The sequence below is a fragment of the Rhodococcus sp. IEGM 1351 genome (assembly GCF_030056875.1).
GTDB classification, from domain to species: domain Bacteria; phylum Actinomycetota; class Actinomycetes; order Mycobacteriales; family Mycobacteriaceae; genus Rhodococcus_F; species Rhodococcus_F opacus.
On record NZ_JASHKU010000014.1, the window covers coordinates 164,948 to 191,510 of the forward strand.

A 26,563-nucleotide genomic window follows, 5' to 3' on the forward strand; every position below is an offset into this window, starting at 1 on the left:
TTACTTCTCGACCAGGGCGACCACGCGGGCCGGACTACCCGATCCCCCGACAATGGGCAGCGGCAGGACCGTGATCGCGAACCCGGTCGCCGGCAACTGATCCAACTTCTGCAGCTGCGTCAGTCCCAACTTGCCCGCGCCGAGCAGGTGGTGATGGCAGGGGAACGCCGGGTCCAGTGCCGTGGCCTGGCCGGCGTCGGTGCCGACCGTTTCCACGCCCACCCCGACCACCTCGGTCTCTTCGGCGAGCCAGCGTGCGCACTCGGCGGTGAATCCTGGCGTGTGCGGTCCGGTCTCGTCGGCGTTGTGGAAATCGTCGCTGTTCTCCGACCGGCTCGACCACCCGGTGCGGTAGAGGAGCCACCCACCGGCAGGGAGTGCACCGTGCGTGCGTTGCCATTCTTCGATGTCGGCGACATCGAGGAGGAAGTCCGGGTTGTCGGCCACCCGGTCAGTGACATCGAGGACGACCGCGGGGGCGAGCAGTGAACGCAACGGCACCTGTGACACGTCGAGTCCGTCCTTGCCGGTGATCCAGTGGTTCGGTGCATCGAGGTGGGTGCCGGTGTGTTCGCCGGTGTGGATGTTGTTCCAGTACCAACCCGGCCCGTCCTCGTCGAATCGGCTGATCAACTCGAGCTGGAAGGGCAGGGTGTTCTTGAACGGTTCCGGCAACGCCAGCACCGGGGTCTTGTCGGTCAGTGGCGCGGTGAGGTCGATCAATTCGATGCGTTCGTCGGCGATGGACGCGAGCAGGTCGGTGATTACTGACATGTCAACTCCTAATTGGATTTACGGTGCCGCTGCGCGGCAAGTTTGGTGGCAACGAGGTGGCCGGAACCCGCGCCGAGTCCGGCCCCGGGATGAGTGGATGCACCGATGTGCCAGAGACCGTCCACGCAGGTGCGATGCCGCCCCGCTTCGGGCAGTGGGCGCCACAGAAAGCTCTGATCCAGCTCCGAACTGCCGCCGTAGGGGTCCCCGCCGACGGCATTCTCGTTGTATGCCGCGAGATCGGCCGGCGAGATCACATCCGTTCCGAGAATTTTCAGACCATGGGTGTGCGCGTCCAAGCGATCGATGACCCGCTGGGCGTAGGCCCTGGCCAGTTCCGGGGTCCAACCGTCCGTGGTGTTCAGCTCGCCGGCGGCGTCGCCGAGCGGTTCGTACGGAACCTCCTGCAGTTGCAACCAGAGCGAAGCGGCACCGGCCGGAACACGCGAGGGATCCAAGAGGGATTGTTGCCCGACCACGACTGTCGGTTTCCTGGGAAGAAGACCGGCTTCCGCTTCCGCACGGGCAATGCCGGTGCTCGCCGATCCATCCGAGATATGCACCAGCGGAACCTCGTTGAGGCGGGCATCGCGCCACTGGGGTCGTTCGGACAAGGCGATGTGGATCTGCATCTCACCGCGCCCGTACCGGTACCGCCGTGCCTGGGCACGCAGCGGAGCAGGACTGGCGTCCGGAGGCAGCAGCGACCCGTACAAGGCAGTCGGTGTTACCGACGCCAGCACCGCACGCCGGGCCCGGTAACGCCGCCCTGCCGCCTCCACACCGGTCGCACGGCCCCCCTCGACAATGATGCGGTCGACGCGGGATCCGGTATGCACCTGCACGCCCAATTCGTCGAGTAGTCCTCGAAAGGCCTCCAGCAGTCGTGCCGAGCCTCCCTCGACCACAGGCAGACCGAAACCGTGGACGGTTGCCGCCAGCACCGGAATCATGAAGCCGCCGGAGGCATTGTCCGGCGACAGACCTGCGTGCAGTAGCCACGGCACCCACAGGTGATCCACTTCGGGACCGACGTACTCCCGAGAACAGTAGGCGCGGCCCGACGCAGCGAGGTCTCGGAGCCACTGCTCGGAGCCGCGCCGTCCGTTGGTTTTGAAGAAACGCGCCAGCAGTGGAACGACTCCGGCGCTGCGGATTTCGCTGCCCATCATCCCGCCGATCACCGGTGCGTTGCGGCCGAACCGTTGCAACGCCTCCAGATACGTATTCCCGTCTTCTTCGTCGCCGAAGCCCGCTGCCGTCAGCTCCGGATCGCGGTACGCCAGGGTGACACGGCCGCTGTCGGCAATGCTCGCGGTCACGGCCTCGTCGGTGTTGCAGAACCGCAGCCCGTGACGGGCCAGGTCGTCGCCGAGCGCCGTGTGCGCCGGGCCCGACACGAACAGCGGATACCACGATGAGAACGTGTCGTGCACGTAGCCGGGCACCGTACGCTCACCGCTCCCAACAAAGCCGCCGATCTCCGGATTGCTCTCCAGCAGCACCACTTTCCAGCCTGATCGAGCCAGCGTGGCTGCGGCGACGAGTCCGTTGATTCCGGACCCGACGATGACGGCATCGACTTCGTTGTGCATCACATCTCCTTTCGAGTGTGAGCGACGACATTAGTGACCCAAGGAGGCGGCGGCTATCCTGATTGCGCGCGTCTTATCCGTATGCCGCTCAGTTGCGAGGGACCGGCCGCTGACCGGCGTGACGCCGCCCCCGACAGGGCGTTCCTCGAACCCTGCCCGCGCGATCGCACCGTCCCCGCGCGAATGAGCGATACATACGGCATCGGGTCACCAGCGCCGCGTTCGCACCCCTTGTTCCGAAGGGGTGGTCGATCAGCGGTAGGCCGGTTCTACGCCTGTGTGGCGATGGCGTCGGCGGCGTCGTGCAGCGCGCGGGAGACGGCGTGCATGCCGGGGGTGTACTGCCGGCGGGCGAGCGAGGCGATGTAGATCGAGCGTGTCGGGACCCGGTCGGTGGGACGAAATCGGACTGCGTAGACGTCGGGGCGATGATGTGCGACGGCCAGCCGCGGGACCATGGCGATGCCGACTCCCGCTGCGACCATCGCTTCGATCTCTTGGTAGTCATGGGCCTCGTAGACGACGTTCGGGGTGAATCCGGCCGTGTCGCAGCTGCGGTAAAGCACTTCGGCCGCCGGGTGGTCGGCGTTGCGGATGATCCACTTCGCCGATCGCAGCGATGCCACCGTGACATCGTCGGCGTACGGCGCGTCGAACGGGACGAGCAGGACTGTTTCGTCCTCCATCAGCGGCACGAGGGCGAGGGATTTCTCGGTCTCCTCGGTCCAGTCGTAACTCCAGAGCAACGCCATCTCGACCTCGCTCGAATGGAGCATCTCCAGTAGTCGCGGGCGGACCGCGGATTGGACGCGCACGTCGATGCCCGGCCAGTGGGCGTGATAGTTCTTCAGCGCGTCCGAGAGCAGTGAGGCGCTGACGGTGGGGAAGGAGCCGAGTCGGACGGTGCCGCGCTCGAGTCCCAGCAGAGCTTCCAGGTCGCCGTGGGCGGCACGCATTTCCTGACGGAACAGCCGCGCGCGCGTGACGAGAATTTCGCCGGCTTCCGTCAACCGGACGCCACGAGGCAGGCGGGTCAGTACCGGCTGCCGGATCTCCTGTTCCAGTTTGGCGATGCGCTGCGACGCGGCGGAGGGCGTGACGTTGGCGCGTTCGGCGCCGCCGGTGAGCGATCCGGCCTCGTCGATGTCGAGGAGCAGGAACAGGGTCACCACGTCGAACGAGTTGCGCATCGATACCTCCAACAAGCCTTTAATCCTGCTAAACCCCGGCGTAGAAATACGACATTGTCATAAACATAACCCGCTCATAGTGTGATCTGCGTAATGATCAAGTGAAGGATGTGACATGCAGACGATGAGTACTCCCCCGCACGGGATCACGGCACGGAATCGCCCCGACGACGCCGCCGATCACGCAGTGCGCTCACTGCTCGTCGCGCCGGCCGGCATCGGCGAGGTGGCGGAAGAGACAACCCCCGCCCCACGCCTATTGTCTCCCAATTCTATTCACGTCCGTCCGTCGCGACCGGCTGCCACCCAGGAGCCGTTCGATCCGCCCCGCAGCGAACCGAAAGTACGCCCATGACTTCCATCGAGATACTGCCACTGATCGCGTTGGTGGCAATGTTCGTGATAGCCACCTTCTTCCCCATCAACATCGGCATCTTGGGGTTCATCGGCGCATTCGTCGTGGGCGCCTTCATCCTCGGCTACGACGACAAGGAAATCCTCGCCGAGTTCCCCAGTTCGATCGTGCTGACGATCATCGGCGTCACTTACTTCTTCGGTATGGCGAAGAAGAACGGGACGATCGACCTCCTCGTCAATGCCTGTATACGTGGTGTTCGTGGACGGGTGACGATCGTCCCGTGGGTGTTCTTCTTCTGCGCCTCGGTGCTCACAGCCCTGGGCACGTTCAGCCCGGCTGCCGTTGCCTTGATCTCGCCGGCGGCGATGTCCTTCGCCGCGCGGACTCGGATGAGTCCGCTGGTGATGGGCATCATGACGATCAACGGTGCGCACGCCGGAGCGTTCTCGCCGATCTCGGTCTCGGGTGTGCTGGTCCGTGACATCGTCGAGTCGAGCGGCCTGACGATCGCGCCCTGGACCCTGTTCTTCGCCAGCTACGGCATCAATCTGCTGCTCTCGGTCCTCACAGTGGTCGGCTACGCCGTCCTCGCCCGGGTACGGAACCTCGAGTTCACCGCTACCGGCTCCAGCGCCGGCATCGACTCCGACGGCGTCGGGAGCGCACTACGCACCCCCACTGCGGGACCCGGTGGAATCCCGGCCGGCGGATCGTCCGGCCGGGGCGGCACCCAGGTACTCATCCGGACGCCGCGCACCGAGGTCGGCACCGACCACGATGTGCAGCCGGTCACCGGGGTCCAGAAACTCACGCTCGTCCTGATCGCCGGGGTGTTGGTGCTGGTCCTGGTCCTGCATATGCCGATCAGCTTCGTCGCCATCGCGGCCGGTGCGATCCTCGCCTTCACCGACCTGTCCAAGCAGAGTGAGGCCATCGCCGGTATCAGCTGGTCCACGGTCCTGCTCGTCGCCGGCATGGTCACCTACATCTCGCTCATGGAAGAGATCGGCACGATCGACCATCTCGCCGAGATGGCGATCACCATCGGCGCACCGCTGCTGGTCGCCGTCGTCCTCTGCTACGTCATCGGCGTCACCTCGGCGTTCGCATCGTCGACGGCGCTTCTCACCGCCGTCATCCCGCTCGCGCTTCCTCTGCTGCAGACCGGGGCGCTGCCGGTCGTCGGAGTCGTGGCAGCACTCGCCATCTCCGCCACCGTCGTCGACGTCTCCCCGTTCTCGACCAACGGCGCACTCGTCCTCGCCAACGCCCAGAACATCGAGCGTCCCCGGTTCTACCGGCAACTGCTCCTCAACGCGGGCATCGTGGTCGCGATCGCGCCGGCCCTGTGCTGGCTGGTGCTGGTGGCCGTCCCGACTCTGGTCTGACGCGCAGACAACACCCGCGAGGGTTTAACTGAAGTTAACCCTCATCGATTTATTCGCCATTGTTCTCCACCCTGATGTAGGTCAGGGTGGGCAGTGGGACACCGCTGGGAAGCACGCTCCCCATCCGATCAGAGCCTCCAGCGGTGCCTCACAAACTCTTCGAACCCGAAAGGTGGGCCGGACCGTGTTCACACTTCATGGAACCTGGATGCGGGGGGGAACCAGCAAGTGCTGGCTGTTCAACGCATTCGACGTCGATCCGCTCATTGCTCAGGCCGGCGGCCTGGATGCCATCTTGACGTCGGCATTCGGCTCGGGTGATCCGCGTCAGCTCGACGGTGTCGGCGGCGGCAGCTCGACCACATCGAAGGCGGCGATCGTGCGCCGCTCCAGCGAGCCCGGAATCGACGTCGACTACCTGTTCGCTCAGGTCGCGATTGGTGACCGCCAGGTCGAATGGGGCAGCAACTGCGGAAACTGCGCCACGGCGATCGGGCTGTACGCGCTGCAGTCCGGGTTCGTTCCTGTGGACTCCGCGACGACGACCGTGCGGATGCGGAACCAGAACACCGGCGCGATCCTGGACGCCCAGATCGCCACTCCGGGCGGGATGATCCCCACCGAAGGCGACGCGGCCGTGCCCGGTACCAGCGCGTTGGGTGTCCCGGTGGGGCTCACCTTCACCGGTCTCGCCGCCGGTGCGGCCACACTGCTGCCCACCGGCGCCGCCGCCGATCAGATCTCGATTGCCGACCACACGTACCGCGCCACGATGGTCGTCGCCGGCGCCCCGGCTGCGTTGTTCAACGCTGCCGACCTCGGGCTGACCGGTGCGGAGGACAACCAGACGATCGCCGAACACCTGCCGTTGCTTCTCCGGCTGCGACAGGAAGCGTCGTTGCGGATGGGACTGAGCAAGCCGGGAGATCCCGTCTCCCATGCGATTCCGAAAGTCGGTGTCGTGGGTCCGCCGGCGGACTACCGCACCAGCGCCGGCGTCGACATCCGCGGTGACGACTACGACATCTCGGTCCGGATGCTGTCGATGCTCGCCCCGCACCCGGCGATCGGGCTCACCTCCGCGGTCGCCGTCGCCGCGGCCTCCACCGTGACCGGAGGTGTCGTCACCGACAACACACAGGTCCGGTGGCCGGGATCGCTTCGGGTGGGAACACCCGCCGGGGTACTCGATGTCGACCTCTCCGTTTCCCTCGACGGGGTACTCGAATCGGTCACCCTGCACCGGGCGGCCCGCCGTATCGCATCGGCGGAACTGTTCGTCACCGCCCCGGCGCCGGCTCCGGCACTGGTCGGCTCCGCGCGGTGAGGACTCCGCACAGCCCCGCCCCCGCGATGCGACAGGAATCCTGATGCCCGAGAAGATCGCGATCGCGCCCAGACCGATCGACACGCGGATCGCCCGATCCTGGCTTCTGGTCAACGGCACCCGAACCGACCTGTTCGACCAGGCCGACCGCTCCTGCACAGACCAGATCGTCCTCGACATCGAGGACGCCGTCGACCCCCAACTCAAATCCACCGCGCGGGAGGAGGTCGCCGCCTGGCTCGAGAACACCTCGGCCTGGGTGCGGATCAACGACCGGTCCTCGTCGTACTGGAGCGATGACGTCGATCGCCTCGCCGGGCTTCCCGGACTGGCGGGCGTGATGCTTGCGAAAACCGAAGCCGCAGAACATATCACCGAAACCTTCGACCGACTCGGCGCAGCCACCCCGGTACTCGCGTTGGTCGAATCCGCCCTCGGAATCGACCAGGCCGGTGATATCGCCCGCGCCCGCGGCGTCTTCCGACTCGCCTTCGGCAGCGGCGACTATCGCCGCGACACCGGCACCAGCGCAGACGACCTCGCCATGGCCTATCCCCGCTCCAGACTGGTGGTCGCCAGCCGAATCGGCAACCTGCCCGGACCGATCGACGGTCCCACCGTCAGCAACAGTCACACCGTTCTGCGTGAGCAGTCGGCGGTGTCCGTGTCCCTCGGGTTGACCGGGAAGCTGTGCCTGGACACCGAACAACTGCCGGTAATCAACGAGTCGATCAGCCCCACGCCCTCGGACGTGACCTGGGCGCGGGAGTTTCTCGCCGATTTCGAAGCCCGCGGCCGCGTTGTTCGCGACGGCAGCGACCCGCCCCGGCTCGGTCGGGCCGAGAAGATCACCCGCCTCGCCGACGCGTTCGGAATCTGCCGGAGCTGACCGGTCCTATCCGGTTTCGAATCCCTCCTGCAACTGGTGGGCGGCGGCAGTGCACACCGCGATCCCTTCCTGCGCGGCCGGGCTCAGCCGCCGCTCGGTCAGATGCGCGACCAGGATCCGGCGCTGCGGCGGACGGGTGGCGAGGGGAATCGACCGGACGTCGGGCCGAAGGTTGAGTACGGCCAGTCGCGGAGCAATAGCCACGCCGAGCTCGACAGCCACCATCGCCTGCACCTCACCGTAGTCGTGCGCGAAGACACTCGTGCGCGGCGTGAAACCACCTTGCTGACAGAGTTTTTCGAGGGTCTGCGCGACCGGATGATCGTCGGCGCGAACCACCCACGATTCGTCGCGCAATTCGGCGATCCGGATCGAGTCGCGATCGGCCAGACGGTGCCGTTCCGACACCAGCAGCACGGTCGGATCGTTCATCACGTGGTGGTACGTCAGCGTGGGGTCATCGACCCGGTTCCACTCGTAGTCCCACAGCAACGACAGTTCGGTCTCCCGGCGGCGAAGCGCATCGACCAAGTACGCGAACCGGCCACTGAGCACCTTCAGCTCGACCCCCGGGTGCCGGGTCTTGAACTCCTTGACCACGAGTGGCAGCAGTGACGACCCAGCCGTGGGGAAGGTGCCGAGCGCCAGCACACCTGCACGCAGCCCTTTGATCTCCGCGAGTTCGGCATCGGCGGCCTCGAGTTCGATCAGGATGCGTTCGGTGTGCTTGACCACCGACCGCCCCGCCTCGGTCAACACGATGCCGCGCGCGTGCCGCTCGAGGAGCGGTTGCCCGGCCTCCTTCTCCAGCTTGGCGATTTGTTGGGAGACAGCCGAAGTGGTGTACCCGAGCGCCGACGCTGCCGCGGTGATCGATCCGTGCTCGGCGACCGCGCGCAGCGTGAACATCCTGGTCGTGTCCAGCACCCACCCACCTCCTGTGGCTTTAGAGAAAGTTAACACCTGTCGATACATCCGTGATTGTAGTTGAACCGTGCGAGTGTCAGTCTGAGATGGCGGCAGTGGCAGCTCAACACTCTCCGGCCGCCCCGTGACACCGGCTCGCACAGGCACCGTCGGACGTTGCTCGCCCACGGCGACGGATGTCGATTGCCGCCCACCGTATCCACTCCCCACGCGTGAGGACAGCCTATGACTGCACACCCGAGTGACGTCCATTCGCCTGACGACCAGGCCGACGCCAGCACAGGCACCCGCCATTCTCCGACGCGTGCCCCCCTGCACGGCATTCGCGTCCTCGACATCAGTACCGTCTACGCCGCACCGATCACTGCCATGATGCTCGGCGACTACGGCGCCGACGTCATCAAGATCGAGCACCCCACAGGCGATCCCGCCCGCTCACACGGAGCACGCAAGGACGGCCACGGTCTGTGGTGGAAGGTGATCTCGCGCAACAAGAGATGCATCACCCTCAATCTCGGCACCGCCGAGGGTCAGCAGATGCTCCGCGACCTCGTCGTCGATGCCGACGTTCTGGTGGAAAACTTCCGCCCCGGTGTCCTCGAGAAGTGGGGATTGGGACCGGACCGGCTCCACGACCTCAACCCCGGGTTGATCATGCTGCGGGTCACCGGCTTCGGCCAATCCGGTCCCTACGCCGAGCGCCGAGCATTCGGGACCCTCGCCGAGGCCATGAGTGGATTCGCACACCAAACGGGTTGCGAGGACGGTCCGCCGACGTTGCCGCCCTTCGGTCTCGCCGACGGTGTCGCCGGACTCGCCGGCGCATTCGGTGTGGTGACCGCGCTGCTGCACCGCAACGGCCCGGACAGCGACGGAAAGGGGCAGGTCATCGACCTGTCTCTGCTCGAACCGCTGCTGGGGATCCTTGGCCCCGGCCCCACCGCGTACCACCAGCTCGGCACCATCGCCGGTCGCAACGGCAACCGCTCCCCCAACAACGCCCCACGCAACACCTATCTCACCAAGGATGGGCGGTGGGTCGCCATCTCCGCGAGCGCCACCTCCGTCGCCGCGCGCGTCATGCGCCTCGTCGGCCGCCCTGACGTCGTCGAACAACCCTGGTTCGACTCCGCCGGCGAACGCAGCCGAAACGGCGACCTTCTCGACGAGGCCGTCGCGAAATGGATCGCAGACAGGCCGCTGGACGAAGTCACGGCCGAATTCGAACGCGTGGGCGCCGCGCTGGCACCGATCTACGACGTCGCGCAACTGATGAACGATCCGCACGTCCTCGACCGCGACTGCATCACCACCGTCGACGACGACGACCTCGGCCCGATCAAGATGCAGAACCTCATGATCCGCATGCTCGGAACACCCGGTGCGATCAACTTCGCCGGCCGCCGACTCGGCCAGGACAACCAACAGTTCTACAGGGAAGCCCTCGACATCGACCCGTACCGACTGTCCGAACTCGCCGAGAAGGGGGTCCTCTGATGGACCGCAGCTACCTGTTCGCCCCGGGCCACAACCGAAAACTCCTCGGCAAGGTGTTCGACGCCGGCGCAGACGCCGTCATCCTCGACCTCGAAGACGCGGTGCCGCCCGCCGAGAAGTCGACGGCGCGGGACAATGTCGCATTCGTCCTCACCACCCACACCGCATGGGTGCGGATCAACGCGCCCGGCACCGAACTCGCCGGAGCCGACCTCGATGCTGTCGCTTCATCGGCTCACGGCATCCGCATCCCCAAGGTCGAAACACTCGACGACATCCACTGGGTCGCGGACCGCGCCCCCGGAAGACCCCTGATCTGTGCTATCGAAACCGCGAAAGGCGTCGCCAACGCCTTTGCGATCGCCGAGCACCCCGCGGTCACCCATATCGCCCTCGGCGGTATCGACCTGCAGAAGGACCTCGGCACCGGGAAGGGGGACGCACCTATGCAGTACGTGCGCTCCCACCTCGTCGTCGCCGCCCGCGCCGCCGGCATCGCCCCACCGATCGACAGCGTCTACCCGCACATCGACGACACCGACGGACTCGTCCGCCAGGCCACCCACAGCCGTGACCTCGGCCTGTTCGGCAAGTCCGCCATCCACCCCGCTCAGCTTCCGGCCATCCACACCACCTTCAGTCCGCGACAGAACGACATCGACTGGGCTCGACAAGTCATCGAGGCATTCGAGAACGCCGGCGGAGCCGCGGTGCGACTGGCCACGGGCGAATTCGTCGATCTCCCCGTCGCGGAACGGGCAAGGAAGATCCTGGACTTTGCGCACGCCTGACAAACCCCCACCCCCGCCATAGCCCCCACTGTGGACCATGCTGATCTTCCTGGTGTGGTGCGGCATAGATTTCAGCCACGGACAGATTCGAGCCGGCCCGCCACCCGCCCTAGACCTGGCACGATGGCAGGGTGACTGAACCCAACCGCGTCCTCGTCCTCGGCTCGGGATTCGCCGGCTTATGGGCCGCGCTGGGGGCGGCGCGGCGGCTCGACGAACTCCAGGCGACGGGCACCGTCGATGTCACGGTGATCAGTGCGCAGCCGTTCCACGACATCCGGGTCCGCAACTACGAGGCAGACCTGAGCGCGTGCCGTATCCCGCTGAGCGATGTGCTGGACCCGGTCGACGTCGGGCACATCGCCGCCGAGGTGACTGCGATCGACACCGCGGCGCGCACCGTCACCGTCTCGGGCCGCGGGGCACAGCGCACGCAGAGGTACGACCGTCTGGTCATGGCTCTGGGCAGTCGGGTGGCGACGCCCGATATCCCCGGTTTGCGGGAATTCGGCTTCGACGTGGACACGTACGACGGCGCGATGAAGCTACAGCGCCACCTGGCCGCGCTGTCCGACGGCCGAGCGGACGTGAACGCGGCGACCGCGGTGGTGGTCGGCGCCGGCCTCACGGGCATCGAAACTGCGTCCGAGCTGCCCGGAAGGCTGGCAAAGGTGTGCGCGGGACGCAACGTCGAACCGCGGGTGGTGCTGATCGACCACAACCACTACGTCGGTTCCGACATGGGCTCATCGGCGCGACCGGTGATCGAAGCGGCGCTGTCCGACAACGGCGTCGAGACGTTGACCGGTGTCGGCGTCGCATCTGTCGACGAGCACGGCGTGACGCTCTCCTCCGGAGAGGTGCTGGCCGCGGGCACCGTCGTCTGGTGTGCGGGCATGCGGGCGAATCCGCTGACCGCACAGCTCGGTGGCGAGCGCGACCGGCTCGGTCGCCTGCCGGTCGACGACTACCTGCGGGTGATCGGTTCGCCCGGAGTATTCGCCGCCGGTGACGTCGCCGCGGCGCGGGTGGACGACGACCACCTGTCGGTGATGTCGTGCCAGCACGGGCGCCCGATGGGCCGCTACGCGGGTTACAACGTCATCGGCGACCTGCTCGGGGAGCCGATGCTCCCGCTCCGGATCCCCTGGTACGCCACCGTTCTCGACCTGGGACCGGCGGGCGCGGTGTACACCGAGGGGTGGGACCGCCAGGTGGTGTCGCGCGGCGCGCAGGCCAAAGCCACCAAGGTCACCATCAACACCGAACGCATCTATCCCCCGTTGAACCGAGACCGCGACGCGCTGCTGGCCGCCGCCGCGCCGGCGCTGCAGGCACGACCCGATCCTGGACAATGACTTTCAGGAAATCGAAGACTCGTCGCCGCCTACTGCACCACCGCCGCAGGAAGCCGATCCGTCACGCGCGGCGAGCCCACCGGGAGGGATGGTCCGGGAAGCCAACGGGACCGCACCGCCCACCGTTCACGGGATAGTGAGCGCCGGCACTGCCGGAGGATCGGCGGGAGCCGGCGCACTGCGGTTGGCCGCGACGAGGTCCCACGCGGTCTGCCGTGGCGCCACGCCGTCCAGGATCCATTTGCCGAGCAGCAACGCGACCTTGGCCAGCATCTCGGTACGCAACCGCAGGAACGAGTCCTCCGGATCGGTGCCGACCTGACTGAGTAGCACCCACCAGGCCCAGGCGACTGCTCCGGCGTTGGCGACGAAGTCGGGGACCACCGGAATGCCCCGGCCGGTGAGCACCGCCTCGGCGCGCGGGGTCGTCGCCGCATTCGCAGCTTCGATCACGACTTTCGCGGCGACCTGGTCGACGTTGTCCGTCGTGATCGCATATGAGATCGCGGCCGGGACGAGGATGTCTGCCTCAGTGGCGATCACAGCCGCGCTCGGCAACCGCTGAACATGCGAGGGGACGCGGGAGCGGTCGATCTCGCCGTAGCCGTCCCGCAGGTCGAGCAGCGCGGGAACGTCCAGGCCGTCAGGGCAGTACAGCGTGCCGAGGGCGTCGGCGACAGCAATCACGCGCATACCGGCCTCGTACAGATACCAGGCCGCGCCGCCCCCCATGGTCCCGATGCCCTGGATGGCCACCGTCGTTTCGGCCTGAGGCCACCCACATGCTTGCACCGTGCCGATGCAGGCCTGCGCGACTCCGTAACCGCCGATCACATCGCCCAGCAGAAAACCGCTGGGCACCGGGGCGTTCAACGCGGCCCGTACCCGGCGCAGAGTCCCCTGCGGATCCTCCGCACGGCTGATCGCCGCATGGTAGGACTGTTGAAGGCCGAGTCGCGCGAAGACGTCGTCGAGCAGATGCTGCGGCACCCCCAGATCCTCCGCGGTCACCCAGTGCGCGGCCAGCCACGGGCGCATCGCCTGACAGAACCGCTCCAGAACACCGACGGCGCGGGGGTCCTTCCGGTCGAAGTCGATGCCACCCTTAGCGCCGCCGACAGGCAAGTCGAAAACCGCGGTCTTGGCAGCCATGCCTCTGGCCAGATCCTCGACCTCCGACATCGTGCAGCCTGCCCGCATCCGGGTGCCCCCGGTCGCCAGGTCGGACACCAACGTGTGAACGACGAGGTAACCATGAGCTCCGGTGACCGGATCAGACCACGTCACACGTAACAGGGGCTCACCGCGGTGCACGGTCGCCACATCGATGTGGCGCTGCGTCGCAGTGTTCGCACGGTGGTCATACTCCAGGTGCTCGGTGGTGCGCCCGAACCCGCATTCCGTCGTCGTAGTCACCTCGATTTACCCCAATCGTCCTCAGAAAATCTTCGTCACCACGACCACTCAGCCGATGACGCCAGAGTGCGCGCGCTGGTGACCAGGCGTCCAGTTACGAATCTTGGATGATTGCGTTCACGCTTTCTACACAGCGCAACGCGTGGTCCGGTTGGACGGTTGGGAATGGATGCCTAGGCTGGCGGCATGGAGCTGTCATTGCGCCGGTTGCGGATGCTTCGGGAGTTGCACCGCCGAGGCACCGTGACAGCCGCGGCGCTGGCCTTGCACTACACCACATCCGCGGTATCGCAACAGCTCACCCAGCTCGAACGCGACGTCGGCGCAAAGCTATTCGAGCGGCGCGGTCGGCGGGTACAGCTCACCGAGATCGGCCTGCTCCTCGCCGAGCACGCTGAGGAGATCATGCGATCGGTGGACCGCGCGACGACCGCTCTCGAGCAAACGCAGGAAGGGGTCACCGCCCGATTGACCGTTGGAGTGTGGGCGTCCGTCGCGTCGAGCCTGGTGCCGAGTGCGCTGACGTTGCTGGCCGCCGAGCATCCCGGCATCGAGGTGCGAACGAGGGAGCTCGCGCCGGAAGATACCGCAGTGGCAGTGCAGGACGGCTCGCTGGACTTCTCGTTCGTGATCGACTATTCCGACTACCCGATGCAGTGGGACCCGGAGTTGACCAGAGTGGTGATCGCGGTGGAACGACTGCACGCAGCACTGCCTCCGGGAACGGTGTCCGCCAGAACCATAGCGCTGGCGGATCTCGCTGAGCATCCCTGGATCCTTGCGGGACCCAAGTCGCATTTCGGCCGCGCGGTGCGCTTGGCCTGTCAGCGTTGCGGATTCGAACCCAGGATCAACCATGAGGTCGGCGAGCAGGCGACGGCACTCGCGATGGTTGCCGCAGGCCTGGGAGTCACCCTTGTCTCCGATCTCGGACTGACGCTGCGCCCGCCAGGAATGGACGTCGTCGCGCTGACCGAACCGCTCACTCGAACGATCTCCATCGCCCATCGGGGGACGGCCGCGCACCGACCGCCGCTGCAACTGGTGATCGACGCCGTGCGCGCCGCGGCGGCCGCACAGGGGCTCGCCGCACGGTCGCCGTACCCGTAGCCGTAGGCGACACACGTTTACCGGACAGTGCCCAACCGTCGGATGAATGATCTCTATCCGCACCGCCGCCGGATTGCGATGCAGTGCAAGTCAACCCCTGCATGAGGTCTCTCGCGGATCAGTGTCCCGGAATCGACTGAACGAGAGATGAGCCGGATCAATGCATAACTATGCGGTGGCTAACCTTTTTGGGAAATGCGTGGGTGAGGATGTGCCCGGATCGCTCGGAGCGGCCACTGGCGAAACCGATTTGCGGTTGCTCCGGTCGCACGTCGCACTCACACCTCGCACGACTATCCACGGAAAGGGTCTACCGTCGAGGTGAGAGTCCAGAGATGAGGCCACGGTGAGTACAACGGATGACAAGCGACGAGACGTCCTCGACGAGCACACGCTCCACATGGGCGCGGGCTTCAAAGAGAAGGACCGCGCGCACGTGCGAGAGGTGTTGTCGGCGCTCGCACCGCACCTCGGGCGTTGGGACCCGAGCGATGTGGACGTGGAAATCTCGGTGAAAGACCGAGGCGGCAAAGAACAGCGAGTCACGTTACGCACGACGCTCCCCGGCCTTCCGCCATTGGTGGCGGCCGCCACCGATCCCCACCTGGTTCAGGCTCTCGGCGCAGCGAAGCATGAGCTGATCCGGCAGATCGAAGACCAGAAGTCGGCACGGGAACCAAAGAACAACCGACAGCTCAGGAACAAGACAATCCGACATCTCGGCGCCCTTCGGACGCCACACACGGACACTCCGTGACCGCCGGCGTCGGCAAACTGGGCGGCCTCACGAAGAGGTCCAACGTGACCGTCCTTCTGCTTCGGCAACATGGCGCCGTTCTTCGTCACCGGGAGCGTGACCATGACGTGAGCCGACCCGCACAGTCCAGCTCGTCGCCGTAGACGAGCCGTGCACTCCAAGTCGAACACCCACCGCAGGACGGTCACCGCCCCAGTTTGTACGGGGTTGCTGATCGCGTAGATGCGGGTGATCCGGCCGTCCTCGACCAGCAGACTCATTGCGGCGGCTGCGCCATCGAAGTCGAATCGGGCGCCCGGTCACACCCGCGAGTGCAGGTCTGCGGCGAGTTGCGTCACGGTTCCCGCGGCGCAGCTACGGTTGTCGCCGACGCCGCCGACGGCGCCTCGTTTCGCCCATCCGACGACGTACAGTCCCTCGAGCGGCTCGCTCGTCTCGAGAGAGATCACACGACCTCGGCGGTTGGGCACGACCCCCCGCTCGTCCACGGGGATGCCGTCGAGCGGCTTCGTCGTGAATCCGGTGGCGCATATCGCGGAGTCCGCGAGGAAGGTCCGACCGGTCGTCGTGGTGACGGCGACGCCGCCGGCCACTGTCTTCCCGAGATCGGTCACCTCCTGTCCGAAGGACAACACAACGCGCAGTCTGCCCACGTCCGTGGTGGTCCGGCCATCTGCCGCGGAAATGTCGGCAGCGGGCAGGGCGGAAATGTCACGTAGCAGCGGGGCATCGGCACCGGCGCCCGGCCGACGGCCGGCTTGGTCGATCAGCACCTCGGCGTTCTCGAGGTCCAGAAGCTCATAGAACGCCGACGGCGTGAAGGAGGCGCGATCGGGGGCCGATCGCGACAACACCACCACCTCCGTCACCGCTTGGGCCGCGGCACCTCGGTCGCGTGCCCTGGCCATCCATCGGATGACATCGAAGGCGACGTTGCCCGCCCCGATCACGAGGGATCTCGGCCCCAGTGGCCCGCGCGGGCGAAAACCGGACGCCTCACAGTTCTCGGCCACCAGAATGTCGATGGCCTCATAGACACCCTCGCCGCGATCCGCGGTCGTGGGTCCGAGTCGCCGCGGCTGCGAAGCGCCACACGCGAGCACTATGGCGTCGAATCTGGTCCGGAGATCTTCGACCGAGACATCCACACCGACTTCTGTGTCGTGGAGGATCGTGACGCGATCGTCGTTGAAGGGCACGTCGAAGAGCCGCATCATGTCGCGAACGCCGACGTGGTCCCGGGAGACGCCCCGGCGCAGGAGGCCCCCGATCTCGCCGTGCTGTTCGAAGATGGTGATGCGTACCGAGGTCGATCGCCGAAGGAGTTCGCGAATCGTGTACATCGCCGCCGGCCCGGATCCGACGACGGCGATCTTCCGCATCTCGCTGGGCTTGCCCAGCGGTTGCTCGAAGCGGATCCGTCGCGACCGGGGCCGGGACTTGGCGGGAGCCTGCTCGAAGAACTCTGCGTTGCGGGCCGCGTAGGGCCGTTCGGTGACGGTCAACGTCCACTCGGGTTTGATGGCAGACGCCGGGCAGGCCTCGACGCAGGCGGTGCAATCGATACACGAGCGCGGGTCGATGAACAACGTCTCGGCCGACTCGAAACCCGCTTCGCCGGGAGCAGGGTGAATGCAATTCTGCGGGCACACCCGCACGCACGAGGCATCCTTACAACAATGCCCCAGGACAACGTGGGTCACAACGACTCCTGCTTGCTCAGAGAAGATTCGATTTTCGGTAGATCCATCGCGCGCCGAAATTCAGCAGCCCTTCTCTGCTCAGGAATTCGATAAACGGTTCTGCGGCCCTGCGGAACATTATCCGGTGGTGTTCGTTTGCGTCGATTTCCGGCCCCACTACCTTCCAATCCAGGCCGAGGTCCTCGTACATTCGACGATTGATCAGGCTCTTCGCGACGAGATGCGTTCCCATCGCGATGATCAGGGTGCTGATAAACCGTCGAACGCGCGAAATCTTTATCAACCGAGTCCGTATTTTCTGACGCGCGTACGCCATGTGCCGGGATTCCTCGACAACATGGATATAGCAAGCCCTGCGGATGGGCGCGGCGACGTCTTCGCTCGCCATCCAGTCGCGTTGCATGACGTCGAAGATCTCTTCGCCAGCCAGAACGATTCCGTATGCCACCTCGTCCCATGCGATGGTCCTGAACAGCCATCCGAAAAAGTCCAGTGAGCGGTCGCGTCGATAGAATTGCGATCCGATGCTGTCGATGACGTTGACGAACATCAACGAGTGCAGGTTCTCGTCGGCGCATTCGTTGAACAGAAACTTGACGTCCGAGCGGGCGGGGTCCGCACTGTGGCTGGCCCGCAGCAATGCCACCTGCAATCCCACCTCCAGCCAGATTCCGACGCCCAGGAACTGCGCGACCTCGCTTCTGGTGAGCCGGACGCGTTCCGACTCGGTCATGGAGTCCCACGTAGCGGTGCCGAAGAGAGGCGACCACTCGGGTGTCATCCCGTGAAATTCGGTGCCATCTGCATCGGGTTGGCAAACCACGGGGTCCCGGGGATCGAATGAGAGGCGCTTAGCCGATTCCAAGAGAGTATCGAATATCGCATCGCTTCCGGATGTCGTCATCCTTTCTTTACTCCTATATCCTGTTCCAATCGAATCTCGAATCGATTAGAGAGCAATTGTGTTTATCCCGGGTGCCAGAACTCACCCTTGCGCTCTGCCTCAACTGTGTTCCGCCCGGCACATTAGTCGGTTACGGAAGCAATCGCAGAACCAGCAGCGTACCTCGCCACCGACTCGACGCTCAGGTCGCCGCATCCACTGAATTGATGTTGAATGTCTCGGCATTTTCATGAGAATTCAAGTAACACGCAGTTGTGCTGGGGAATCGTGGCCGATCACCAGGCGAAATCCTGCGCGAGGATTTCCTCGCGAGCCGCTTGGCGTCACGCAGAACCCAGGCCTGAGGATCGCCTCCGCGCGCAACGCGCTGCGCGGGCTACCAGCAGTCCCGAACTCCGATGGTGGGCGGGAGCCGCAGTGGATCCTGACAACGAGCCCGTCGAGCCGGTGGAGGCAGGCAATGCCGGTGATGGTGGACAAGTCGTCGGAGGAGGCTCCGGTTGCCCCCGTGCCCGCCTCGGTTGGCATTGCGCTGGCGGCCGATCAGGGCGGGTGAGACGACGACGCGTGATGACTGCGGTCAGCCGGTGAACTCCTGCCCGACCATTCTTGTGTGGCCGGGCAGCAGCTGTCGAGGAAGTGGACACGATTGCAGAACCAGCCCCGAGGCGCGTGGCACCGTTGAGGTTGCCCGATCCTCAGATCCGGCGCATCACCGAAACCACCTTGCCCAGCACGACTGCGTCGTCACCGTCAATCACGGCATAAGCAGGATTACGGGGCTCGAGAAAGACGTGGCCATCGCGGCGCCGGAGCACCTTCACGGTGGCCTCGCCATCAATCATCGCGGCAACGATCTCGCCGGAATGGGCTTCGTCCTGGCGACGAACCACGACGACATCGCCATCGCAGATCGCGGCGTCGATCATCGACTCACCGCGGACCCGCAGCCCGAACACGGTGCCGGAACCGACGAGCTCGCGAGGGAGGGTCAGGATCTCATCGGCGTGCTCCTCCGCCAGGATCGGTGCGCCTGCCGCGATGTCGCCGACGACCGGGACCGTCACATTGTTTTCGGACGAGCGACCTCGCGTCGCCTCGGCGAGGAACGGGCGCACGTCCAATTGCCGAGCCATAGCCGTGCCCCTTCGCAGAAAGCCCTTTTCCTCGAGGCTCTTCAGATGCTTCGACACCGACGACGTCGACCGCAGGCCCACCGCGTCCCCGATCTGTCGGGTGCTCGGTGTGCATCCGTGTGCAGCCACCCAGTCCCGGATCGTTGCCAGAATCCGCTGCTGGCGCGATGGCAGGGTGGAGGCGTCGAGGCCACCGAACATGTCGAGATCGTCGTAATCGGTCACCGAAGAATGGTAGGGGGTGACGACAGCCCCCTCGTGCACGGTGTAGGCGTGCGGACCAGGAGCGGGGTCTCCGCGTCCCACCTCGCTGAAACGTCGACCTCGGTCGAGGCACTCCAGGCCGGTAGTGGCTCGACACAGGCCAACGGTGCCGGCACCGCTCCCCCGGAACCCGGACCGCGGGCATCAACTCAGCGGAGCCCCGAAGACACCCGCACGCCCCAGGCGCTCCCTTGCTCGCGATCGAGCACCGTGACCGCCTTGTTCTTCAGCCCGAAGATGTAGACCAGCAAGCTGACCCCGATCACGACCGTCACGTAGGAGATGAACCAGCCGACGTGCCCGGCCGATGTGGACGCCTGGAAAAGTACCGGCGCCGTACCGCCGAAGACGGAGTTCGCCAGCGCATAGCCCAGTCCCACACCCAGGGCACGGATGTCGGCGGGGAACAGTTCCGCCTTCACGATCGCGTTGATCGAGGTGTACCCGGTGAGGATGACGTAGCCGACCGCAACCAGCGCGAACGCCAAGAGCGGCGAGGTGGTCTGCGGCAGGAAGGTGAGCAGGACATAGGTGTAGAGGACACCACCCACACCGAAGAAGATCAGCAGCGGCTTGCGCCCGACGCGGTCGCTGAGGAGGCCGCCGACCGGCTGCAGCAGCAACAGAAAGATCAGCCCCAGCAGGTTGATCCACGTCGCCGTCAGCGCCTGGTCGGCCCCGAAGGTGGACTTCACAATCGCCGGCGCGTTGACACTGTAGGTGTAGAACGCGACCGTGCCACCCGCGGTAATGAGGAACACCAGCAGCAGCGGACGCCAGTGTTCGGTGAACAACGCCGTCAAGGACCCCGCCGTCCGGTCCTCACCCGCACGGATGGCCTTCAGATGCGACTCGCTGAGCGACTCGTCCATCGAACGCCGAATCCACAGCACAACCAGGGCGGCGATGCCGCCGATGAAGAAGCCGATCCGCCATCCCCAATCGTTCAACGCCTCGACATCGAGAACGCTGAGCGCGATCAGGAGCGTGAACTGCGCGAGGACGTGACCACCCACGAGGGTCACGTACTGGAAGGACGACAAGAAGCCGCGCCGATTCGCGGTCGCCGCTTCGGACATGTACGTCGCCGAGGTGCCGTACTCCCCACCCGTCGCGAATCCCTGAACAAGCCGAGCGAGGACCAAAATCACCGCCGCCCAATACCCGATGACTTCGCGTGTCGGCATGACCGCCACCACGAAGGAGCACGACGACATGATGGTGATACTGAGCATCAGGGCAGCCTTGCGGCCACGACGGTCGGCGAACCGGCCGAAGAACCAGGACCCCACCGGTCGCATGACGAAAGTGACCGCGAAGATTCCATAGATGTACAGCGTGGAGTTTTCGTCGTTCTCGTCGAAGAATTGCGCCTCGAAATACGTGGCAAAGACCGTGTAAATGTACACGTCGTACCACTCGACGAGGTTTCCTGCCGAGCCCTTCATCGTGTTGAGCACCGCCCGCCGGGTGCTCGTCGGAGCGCGGGTTGGACCGGACGGAGTCGCGTCATCGCTCATCCGTCGACGATAGCGGATCGACCTCCCACGCCTGGGCGAGTCGCCCAGCGGCGGTGTCAATCGCTCCACTGTTCCTCACCACACGCCGATAGTCGCACGGTGAGCACAATGATCACCGATCTTGACAGGTGCGAATCCTCCGCACATCCGATGGTGCAGCCGGCACGTGAAATGCATTCACTACCAACCTAATTGCGCGCGTGCACGCACTGGAGTGCGACAACACGTGCTCTCGGTTGCGTCAATACCCTTGGCGGACAGTGCCTCAGCAGCCGGGTATGCCTCCACCATGAAACGCACGCATGGCTCCTGGAGAAGCGAGCAGGACATGAGCGCCGGGCCGCCAACGTTTGCACGATCAACGGCAGCAGCCGCTCTGCGAGTCCACTGATGAACTCACCCGCTCGCGGATCGGCGATCGATTCAGAGAGTCAGCGAAGGTGTTGATGCATCACAGAGTGGGCAGCTCGTCGACCAATACTTCCAACAGCTCCGTGTCGTGGCGGTCTGGGCGCGGTGGTGCCAGCATCGCTACGCCGAGCTCAGACGGGAAGCCGTCGACTACGCGCCCCGGGTCGAGTCGGTCCAGGACTGCGTACCATTCGGCCAGTGGTTCGGAGAGTCGGGCATGCAAGTCGAAATGACCGCGCCGGCGGGTGTGGTCGCCATTGCGTTGCGTCGCCAGTTGCTGCGGATCGGGGATCGACAACAACACCACGTCAGCGAATCCGAGACGACGCTCCGTGAACATCTGCCGGACTGCGGCGAGTTCGTGCTCGAACCGCGTGACCGGTGCCGCACCCACTGCGGCCAGGCACCAGCTGTAATGCAGTTTCAGCGGGTCACTGTCACACACCGCCACACCGCCGGCGTCCTCCAAGGTCAGCGCCCGTCTCCACCGCTGGCGTTGACCTGCGGCCAGCAGGCCGCCTGCTCCTCCGGATCGGATCCGTCCGGTTCCTGCCCTGCCGGGATGTATTCGGCGACGAACTGTCCCGGGACCGCGCGGCACCACGTGGTTTTCCCGGCGGCACTGGGCCCTTCGACAGCGACAATCACCGGCACACCCTACCCATCCAGGGACACGACGATCCACCACGAGCTCGCCAGTCGAGAGGTCCACGCAGGGTGGTCGACACCACCGTTGCCGGCAGGCTCCTCATCCAGGTGGCCCACGGATCACGCACTTCGGACTCCTCGGTGCTCGAGGCCAGCATCTGCGCGAACTCCCGATAGGTGTTGGCGCCGAGAACCATCCGCAGCTCCGTCTCGTACAAGGCAAGGCGGTGGTCGAGCAACTCGGGGGCCTTGCTTGCCCCAGCAACCGCCCCAGTCGCCGCCGCTGATGCCGCCGTAGCCGTCGAGGCTGGAAAGGACGTCGAAGGTGTAGGTCGCGGTCATGTCGTGCTCCTCGAGGCACGGCCTGCTGTGGAATCTGCAGGTTTCCGAGCCTCTAATGGAGCTCCCGTCAAAGGCGTCCACGGCAGAGATAGGCGGTTGCTCGCGAACCATCTGGTCGCAACTCGTAGTCACCGGTTGCGGTGTAGTCCCCATGGCTTCGGTCCCCACAGTGACTTCGAACCGTTCGGATTCACATGATCCGAGAATCTTGCCGTCGTCCCGGACCGCCCGGGCGACGGCCTGGGGTGCACTAGGTCCACCAACGGTCATGTACCCGACGAAACAGCATGGCGAACGCGGCCCTGGTCAGAACAACAGAAGCGCAGGCAGCGATCCCTCACCGATAGCGGATCCCTGACGGTGACAGTGCCTCAGTTCCACCTCAGGCCGACGCGGCCGTGGGTTGCTCGGCCAGCCGCTTGAGATTGAGCAGTTGACGGCGGGCCATGACGAGGTCGCCGACGGAGATCAGTGGCGCGAGCCAGCGGCCCTTCACCATGACGATCTTCAGCAGCAGGCGCGTCGAGTCGCCGTTCGGAACGAGCACGTACGACATCACCGCACCCATGATCCCGCCGGTGAGCTGTTCCGCCGTGGAGACGGAGAGGATGCGCCCGAGGGGACGATTCCCCGAGGCCGTGAAGTGCTGACCAGCCGTGGGTTCCGGCAATGCGCGCAGCTGCCGTGGCGATCGGCGTCCGAGATTGTCGATCCAGTCGTAGGAGTACGGCGCCAGTCGGATCTGCGCGACCCACGGCCACAGTCCGTCGGGCGTGCTGTGCACGGTGACGCCTCGCCAAGCCTGCAGCACGGGAACTGGGACCAGCTCGTCGCACGGGTAACGACGGGCAACCTCGTCATCGGTCACGCCCCATCGGTCACCGATCATCACAAGTCCTTCCGTCGAAAGCGGATCCTGACGGGGAGGTCCGGAGGGGGTTCATCCCGCACATGTTAGATCGGCAACAAGGTGGTGAGGTGCCATCACTCCGCAAGAATGCGCCACCACCGTCCCAGCGTGGGCGTCCAGGACAGATGGACCCCGATCTGGCCTCCCAGATGGAACGGCGCGGTGTAGGGCAGCGCATCGGACTTGAACACAATCGGCACCGTCAGTAGACGCTGTGTCATGACTCCATCAGACGATTGAGCACGGACCGATCATATCGCCGAGTTCCTGGAGGTTGGATTCGATTGAGGAACCACCAGCGGGGAAAATTCGGCCGTCAGTAGCCGGCGGATGGTTGGTTCCGCAAGTGAATCGTCATCCGGTGCTCCGCTCGGCGTTCCAGACGACGATCCTGCTTGCGGCACGACGGCCTCGATCGTCCTCGGCGTTGGGTCGGGACGGCGTCGGGCCCAATGCAATCGGTGACGGGCAGCATTTGTCACACTGGTTTCATGAATGATGTCTGGCCGATCGTGCACGCGGAGCGTGCGGCGCTGATCGATGACCTCACCGACCTCACCGACGCCCAGTGGGCCCACCCCTCACTCTGTGGTGACTGGACCGTGCACGACGTCGCCGCACACTTGATCAACAACGCGAAGACCACCCGCCTCGGCATCGTGCGCAACATGGCCCGGGCGCGCTTCAACTTCGATCGCCAGAACGCCCAGGGCGTCGAACGCGAACGCGGCGCCACGCCCCGCCAAACGCTCGCCCGGCTCGAGCAGGTAGCAACACGAACGTCGACGCCGCCGGCCCCGCTCGACAGCAGGCTGGTCGAAGAGGTCGTCCACGGCGAAGACATCCGACGGCCGCTGGGCATCACCCGTACATATCCATCGGAGGCGGTCATCAGGTCGTTGCAGTATCAGGCGCGCACCCCGGTATCCCTGGGCGGTGCGAAGCAACTCATTGCCTCGGTCCAGTTGCGTGCCACCGACGCAGACGTGTCGATCGGAGATGGCCCAGAAGTCCGCGGCCCGGCACTGTCACTGCTCATGGCAATATCAGGGCGCAAGTCGGCGCTCGATGACCTCGAAGGACCCGGAATATCTGCGCTGGAGTGATCACGCCCGTGGCGTCCCGCAGAATTGACCACCAGCGAGACAGTCTGGCCGACAGCCCGCCCCGGACCGGTGGTTCCGCAAGCGGATCGCTCAGCGGCCTGCCGGAGAGACAACGTGTGGCGACGTCGGATCTGTGAACGACCGCGGAGGTACCGCCGCGGAGGTACTGCCGCGGTTCGAGTGCGCGGTCGGGCCGCTCGTACCGCCGATCATCCATCACCGGTGTCGGTCGCCCCTTCGCTGACCGACCGGACGGGTTTCGTTCACAGCCCGGACTATGCACCCGAGCCGTGAACCGGTAACAGCCATTGGCGCTGAGCAGATCACGGCGTAGGCCCAGCTGATTGGCCGCTGGTGGTCCCGCGCCGCTCCGACCGGCCGATGGCCGGCACCGACGCGATCGGGGGGCTGTACATCTGCTGGCCCGACAGCTCCTATCCTCTGCTGCCGACCTGACGGGCCGGCCTCACTGCAGGCGCCGGGCGAAAAACCGGTTCCCGTCGTCCCCCTCGAACTGCGGGACGCCGGTGTGCCCGCCCATATTGGCGTGCAGCGTCTTCTCCTTGGAGCCGAAGGCGTCGAACAGGTCCAGGGCCAGTTGCCGGTCGTTACCTTCGTCGTCCCACTGCAGCAGGACCTGCAGTGGAATGGTGACCTGCCGGGCCTCCTCGAACATGGTGCGGGGCACGAAACTCCCGGCGAACAGAAGGGCGGCCGAGATGCGCGATTCGACCACCGCCAGGCGGATGCCGATGGCGATCACCCCTCCCGAGTACCCGACCGGGCCGTCGATCTCGGGCAGCGAAAGGAGGGCGTTCAGGGCGGCCCGCCATTCCGGGACCGCCTTTTCGACCAGCGGGAGGACGAGCCGGTCGACGATCTCGTCGTCGACCGGCTCGCCGGCATCCAGCGCCCGGCGCAGGTCGGCGCGGGCCTGCTCGGCGGCGGCGGAACGGGGGCGGTCACCGCTCCCAGGGAGCTCGATGGTGGCCGCGGCGAAGCCCTCCGCCGCGGCGTGCCGGGCTCGGGCCGCCAACCGGGGGTACATCATGTGGAGTCCGCCGGGGTGGCCGACCAGGATCAGCGGTGCCGGTGCGGATGCAGATTTGGGCGTCCACAGGATGCCGGGGATCTCGCCGAGAGTGAATTCGCGTTCGAAGACGCCGTCGTCGAGGCGCTGTTCGGAGGTGAATTGCATTGTCGTGCCTTTCGAGAGTGCACTTGAACGGCGCTCCCGGACGACCTATCGCCCGACCGTGACCCCAGAGGGGAGCACCCATGTCGATACTGCGTTCACGGGTACCACCTCCTCGTTCTCTGGCACGGCCTCCGGAAAAGTAGCAGTGGTCGCCGTGATCCGCCAACAGGTTTTTCGTCACCGCAACCATTCCCGTTGGGCTGACGCAGGCGGTATTGACGTAATCGCACCCGACGAACACACCGCTTACGTCGCCCACAGCACCCCCACCAACGCGGTCAGCGTCATCGACACCGCCACCCACGCGATCATCGCGACGGTCCGGATTACCGAGCACCGGGCAACTCATCGCCGCCACGCCCACCAGCGTCGACGCGTACATCACGGCAATACGACACCGTCTCGGTCGCTTCCAACACAACTACGCCCACCGACCCGCCAACCACCACACCCACCCCACCCGGCAACCGGGTGGGGTGGGACCGTCTTCGGAAGCTGAGCCATCGGAGACAATTCGATCGGTGCACGCGGACCCGTGCCTAGCCACACAGGCAACGCAGGTGCCATAGTCGCGGTCTGCTCGGCCGAGCGCGGTGCCCACACCAACCGCGACGAACAGGCGCCGATGAATCCCTAATAGTGGACACCACCCGTTTCAGCCGACCGCGACCGGCATCTGCGCCTGAGCGTCGCGGAAGGCCTGCTCGATTTCGGCCGAAATCCGGCCACGAGGGGACACTTCGCGCCCCTCCCCGATCGCCCACTCACGAATCTCCCTGGACGACTTCTTCGCCGAAGCCATCTTCACCGCTGTCTTCTCCGCAGCCGTCGTCTTCGCGGCCACCCTCCTCGCGGGTGTCTTCCCGGGTGTCGTCGTCTTCGCAGGGACCTTCGTCACGGCTGCCTTCTTCACGGCCGTCTTCCGCGCCGGAGCGTTCTTCGCGACGATCTTCTTCACAGCGGCCTTTTTCTCCGGCGCCGTTTTCGCTTGAACCTTCTTCGCCTGAGCGTCATGGAAGGCTTGCTCGAGCTCGGCCGGAATCC

Annotated in this window: 23 protein-coding genes and 2 pseudogenes; 9 read left to right on the forward strand and 16 right to left on the reverse strand. The window is 65.6% G+C overall.

What is annotated here, in order from left to right; translation table 11 throughout:
- The 3 genes from QM806_RS24245 to QM806_RS24255 all read right to left on the reverse strand — a co-directional run bounded on the left by QM806_RS24245 (nt 1) and on the right by QM806_RS24255 (nt 3,559).
- Nucleotides 1-774 carry a cyclase family protein gene (locus tag QM806_RS24245; RefSeq protein ID WP_120659127.1) on the reverse strand — a complete coding sequence of 258 codons (774 nt, stop codon included), beginning with the start codon at nt 772-774 and terminating at the stop codon, nt 1-3.
- Between the two features lie 8 nt (nt 775-782).
- Nucleotides 783-2,369 (reverse strand): phytoene desaturase family protein, encoded by a 1,587-nt coding sequence (locus QM806_RS24250; protein WP_054246345.1) that lies wholly within the window; start codon nt 2,367-2,369, stop codon nt 783-785.
- A 269-nt stretch (nt 2,370-2,638) separates the two neighbouring features.
- On the reverse strand, nt 2,639-3,559 hold the full coding sequence (locus QM806_RS24255; RefSeq protein ID WP_005568870.1) for a LysR family transcriptional regulator: 921 nt from the start codon (nt 3,557-3,559) through the stop codon (nt 2,639-2,641).
- Between the two features lie 351 nt (nt 3,560-3,910).
- On the opposite strand from QM806_RS24255, the gene QM806_RS24260 reads away from it, so the two are divergent.
- From QM806_RS24260 to QM806_RS24270, 3 genes are all read left to right on the forward strand, one after another.
- A complete protein-coding gene (locus QM806_RS24260; RefSeq protein ID WP_005568869.1) occupies nt 3,911-5,305 on the forward strand; it encodes an SLC13 family permease in 1,395 nt (464 codons plus the stop codon).
- A 208-nt stretch (nt 5,306-5,513) separates the two neighbouring features.
- The gene (locus tag QM806_RS24265) at nt 5,514-6,632 is read left to right on the forward strand and encodes a PrpF domain-containing protein (RefSeq protein ID WP_081276498.1); all 1,119 of its coding nucleotides are present in this window, start codon (nt 5,514-5,516) and stop codon (nt 6,630-6,632) included.
- 43 nt (nt 6,633-6,675) lie between these two features.
- Complete coding sequence (locus QM806_RS24270; RefSeq protein ID WP_005568867.1) at nt 6,676-7,521, forward strand: HpcH/HpaI aldolase/citrate lyase family protein; 846 nt, start codon at nt 6,676-6,678, stop codon at nt 7,519-7,521.
- Between the two features lie 6 nt (nt 7,522-7,527).
- Here the strand turns inward: QM806_RS24270 and QM806_RS24275 are convergent, their stop codons facing one another.
- Nucleotides 7,528-8,448: a LysR family transcriptional regulator gene (locus QM806_RS24275; protein WP_005262520.1), complete on the reverse strand. Its 921-nt coding sequence runs from the start codon at nt 8,446-8,448 to the stop codon at nt 7,528-7,530.
- A gap of 225 nt (nt 8,449-8,673) precedes the next feature.
- Between QM806_RS24275 and QM806_RS24280 the strand changes: the two genes are divergently transcribed.
- The 3 genes from QM806_RS24280 (at nt 8,674) to QM806_RS24290 (ending at nt 12,094) form a co-directional block, all read left to right on the forward strand.
- Nucleotides 8,674-9,945 (forward strand): CaiB/BaiF CoA transferase family protein, encoded by a 1,272-nt coding sequence (locus QM806_RS24280; RefSeq protein ID WP_120659128.1) that lies wholly within the window; start codon nt 8,674-8,676, stop codon nt 9,943-9,945.
- Nucleotides 9,945-10,736 carry an HpcH/HpaI aldolase/citrate lyase family protein gene (locus QM806_RS24285; protein ID WP_005568864.1) on the forward strand — a complete coding sequence of 264 codons (792 nt, stop codon included), beginning with the start codon at nt 9,945-9,947 and terminating at the stop codon, nt 10,734-10,736. The genes QM806_RS24280 and QM806_RS24285 overlap by 1 nt, the downstream gene beginning before the upstream one ends.
- A 131-nt stretch (nt 10,737-10,867) precedes the next feature.
- Nucleotides 10,868-12,094 (forward strand): NAD(P)/FAD-dependent oxidoreductase, encoded by a 1,227-nt coding sequence (locus QM806_RS24290; protein WP_133986643.1) that lies wholly within the window; start codon nt 10,868-10,870, stop codon nt 12,092-12,094.
- 126 nt (nt 12,095-12,220) lie between these two features.
- Here the strand turns inward: QM806_RS24290 and QM806_RS24295 are convergent, their stop codons facing one another.
- Nucleotides 12,221-13,510 carry a glutamate dehydrogenase gene (locus QM806_RS24295; RefSeq protein ID WP_120659131.1) on the reverse strand — a complete coding sequence of 430 codons (1,290 nt, stop codon included), beginning with the start codon at nt 13,508-13,510 and terminating at the stop codon, nt 12,221-12,223.
- Nucleotides 13,511-13,696: 186 nt separating this feature from the next.
- On the opposite strand from QM806_RS24295, the gene QM806_RS24300 reads away from it, so the two are divergent.
- Nucleotides 13,697-14,620, forward strand: a complete 924-nt coding sequence (locus QM806_RS24300; RefSeq protein WP_005262508.1) for a LysR family transcriptional regulator — start codon at nt 13,697-13,699, stop codon at nt 14,618-14,620.
- A 346-nt stretch (nt 14,621-14,966) separates the two neighbouring features.
- A complete protein-coding gene (locus QM806_RS24305) occupies nt 14,967-15,377 on the forward strand; it encodes a hypothetical protein (RefSeq protein ID WP_231137896.1) in 411 nt (136 codons plus the stop codon).
- 299 nt (nt 15,378-15,676) lie between these two features.
- Here the strand turns inward: QM806_RS24305 and QM806_RS24310 are convergent, their stop codons facing one another.
- From QM806_RS24310 to QM806_RS24350, 9 genes and pseudogenes are all read right to left on the reverse strand, one after another.
- Nucleotides 15,677-17,080, reverse strand: a complete 1,404-nt coding sequence (locus QM806_RS24310) for an FAD-dependent oxidoreductase (RefSeq protein WP_133986642.1) — start codon at nt 17,078-17,080, stop codon at nt 15,677-15,679.
- Nucleotides 17,081-17,096: 16 nt separating this feature from the next.
- Nucleotides 17,097-17,984, reverse strand: a complete 888-nt coding sequence (locus QM806_RS24315) for an AurF N-oxygenase family protein (RefSeq protein ID WP_133986641.1) — start codon at nt 17,982-17,984, stop codon at nt 17,097-17,099.
- 698 nt (nt 17,985-18,682) lie between these two features.
- The gene (gene lexA / locus QM806_RS24320) at nt 18,683-19,345 is read right to left on the reverse strand and encodes a transcriptional repressor LexA (RefSeq protein WP_043790831.1); all 663 of its coding nucleotides are present in this window, start codon (nt 19,343-19,345) and stop codon (nt 18,683-18,685) included.
- Nucleotides 19,346-19,533: 188 nt separating this feature from the next.
- Nucleotides 19,534-20,904 (reverse strand): MFS transporter, encoded by a 1,371-nt coding sequence (locus QM806_RS24325; protein WP_005568856.1) that lies wholly within the window; start codon nt 20,902-20,904, stop codon nt 19,534-19,536.
- 451 nt (nt 20,905-21,355) lie between these two features.
- On the reverse strand, nt 21,356-21,760 hold the full coding sequence (locus QM806_RS24330; RefSeq protein WP_240482820.1) for a hypothetical protein: 405 nt from the start codon (nt 21,758-21,760) through the stop codon (nt 21,356-21,358).
- Nucleotides 21,761-21,786: 26 nt separating this feature from the next.
- On the reverse strand, nt 21,787-21,963 hold the full coding sequence (locus QM806_RS24335; protein ID WP_240482822.1) for a hypothetical protein: 177 nt from the start codon (nt 21,961-21,963) through the stop codon (nt 21,787-21,789).
- A 47-nt stretch (nt 21,964-22,010) separates the two neighbouring features.
- Nucleotides 22,011-22,305, reverse strand: a pseudogene (locus QM806_RS24340) (dihydrofolate reductase family protein); the annotation flags it as partial.
- Between the two features lie 382 nt (nt 22,306-22,687).
- Nucleotides 22,688-23,173 (reverse strand): polyketide cyclase, encoded by a 486-nt coding sequence (locus tag QM806_RS24345; RefSeq protein WP_283293111.1) that lies wholly within the window; start codon nt 23,171-23,173, stop codon nt 22,688-22,690.
- Between the two features lie 116 nt (nt 23,174-23,289).
- Nucleotides 23,290-23,436 carry a hypothetical protein gene (locus tag QM806_RS24350; RefSeq protein ID WP_155756031.1) on the reverse strand — a complete coding sequence of 49 codons (147 nt, stop codon included), beginning with the start codon at nt 23,434-23,436 and terminating at the stop codon, nt 23,290-23,292.
- A gap of 270 nt (nt 23,437-23,706) precedes the next feature.
- On the opposite strand from QM806_RS24350, the gene QM806_RS24355 reads away from it, so the two are divergent.
- Nucleotides 23,707-24,321, forward strand: a complete 615-nt coding sequence (locus QM806_RS24355) for a maleylpyruvate isomerase family mycothiol-dependent enzyme (RefSeq protein WP_005568853.1) — start codon at nt 23,707-23,709, stop codon at nt 24,319-24,321.
- Nucleotides 24,322-24,787: 466 nt separating this feature from the next.
- Here QM806_RS24355 and QM806_RS24360 read toward each other — a convergent pair whose 3' ends face one another.
- Together QM806_RS24360 and QM806_RS41745 are read right to left on the reverse strand one after the other, a co-directional pair.
- Nucleotides 24,788-25,519 (reverse strand): alpha/beta hydrolase, encoded by a 732-nt coding sequence (locus tag QM806_RS24360; RefSeq protein ID WP_120659133.1) that lies wholly within the window; start codon nt 25,517-25,519, stop codon nt 24,788-24,790.
- A gap of 682 nt (nt 25,520-26,201) precedes the next feature.
- Nucleotides 26,202-26,363: pseudogene (locus QM806_RS41745) on the reverse strand (Lsr2 family DNA-binding protein); the annotation flags it as partial.
- Between the last annotated feature and the right edge of the window lie 200 nt (nt 26,364-26,563).

Bases quoted from the DNA above. Each gene is read 5' to 3' on its own strand.
- QM806_RS24325 (WP_005568856.1), bottom strand. From the start codon at position 20,904: ATGAGCGATGACGCGACTCCGTCCGGTCCAACCCGCGCTCCGACGAGC.
- QM806_RS24280 (WP_120659128.1), top strand. From the start codon at position 8,674: ATGACTGCACACCCGAGTGACGTCCATTCGCCTGACGACCAGGCCGAC.
- QM806_RS24265 (WP_081276498.1), top strand. From the start codon at position 5,514: ATGCGGGGGGGAACCAGCAAGTGCTGGCTGTTCAACGCATTCGACGTC.
- QM806_RS24255 (WP_005568870.1), bottom strand. From the start codon at position 3,559: ATGCGCAACTCGTTCGACGTGGTGACCCTGTTCCTGCTCCTCGACATC.
- QM806_RS24355 (WP_005568853.1), top strand. From the start codon at position 23,707: ATGAATGATGTCTGGCCGATCGTGCACGCGGAGCGTGCGGCGCTGATC.
- QM806_RS24360 (WP_120659133.1), bottom strand. From the start codon at position 25,519: ATGCAATTCACCTCCGAACAGCGCCTCGACGACGGCGTCTTCGAACGC.
- QM806_RS24285 (WP_005568864.1), top strand. From the start codon at position 9,945: ATGGACCGCAGCTACCTGTTCGCCCCGGGCCACAACCGAAAACTCCTC.
- QM806_RS24245 (WP_120659127.1), bottom strand. From the start codon at position 774: ATGTCAGTAATCACCGACCTGCTCGCGTCCATCGCCGACGAACGCATC.
- QM806_RS24270 (WP_005568867.1), top strand. From the start codon at position 6,676: ATGCCCGAGAAGATCGCGATCGCGCCCAGACCGATCGACACGCGGATC.
- QM806_RS24315 (WP_133986641.1), bottom strand. From the start codon at position 17,984: ATGACGACATCCGGAAGCGATGCGATATTCGATACTCTCTTGGAATCG.
- QM806_RS24260 (WP_005568869.1), top strand. From the start codon at position 3,911: ATGACTTCCATCGAGATACTGCCACTGATCGCGTTGGTGGCAATGTTC.
- QM806_RS24300 (WP_005262508.1), top strand. From the start codon at position 13,697: ATGGAGCTGTCATTGCGCCGGTTGCGGATGCTTCGGGAGTTGCACCGC.
- QM806_RS24350 (WP_155756031.1), bottom strand. From the start codon at position 23,436: ATGACACAGCGTCTACTGACGGTGCCGATTGTGTTCAAGTCCGATGCG.
- QM806_RS24250 (WP_054246345.1), bottom strand. From the start codon at position 2,369: ATGCACAACGAAGTCGATGCCGTCATCGTCGGGTCCGGAATCAACGGA.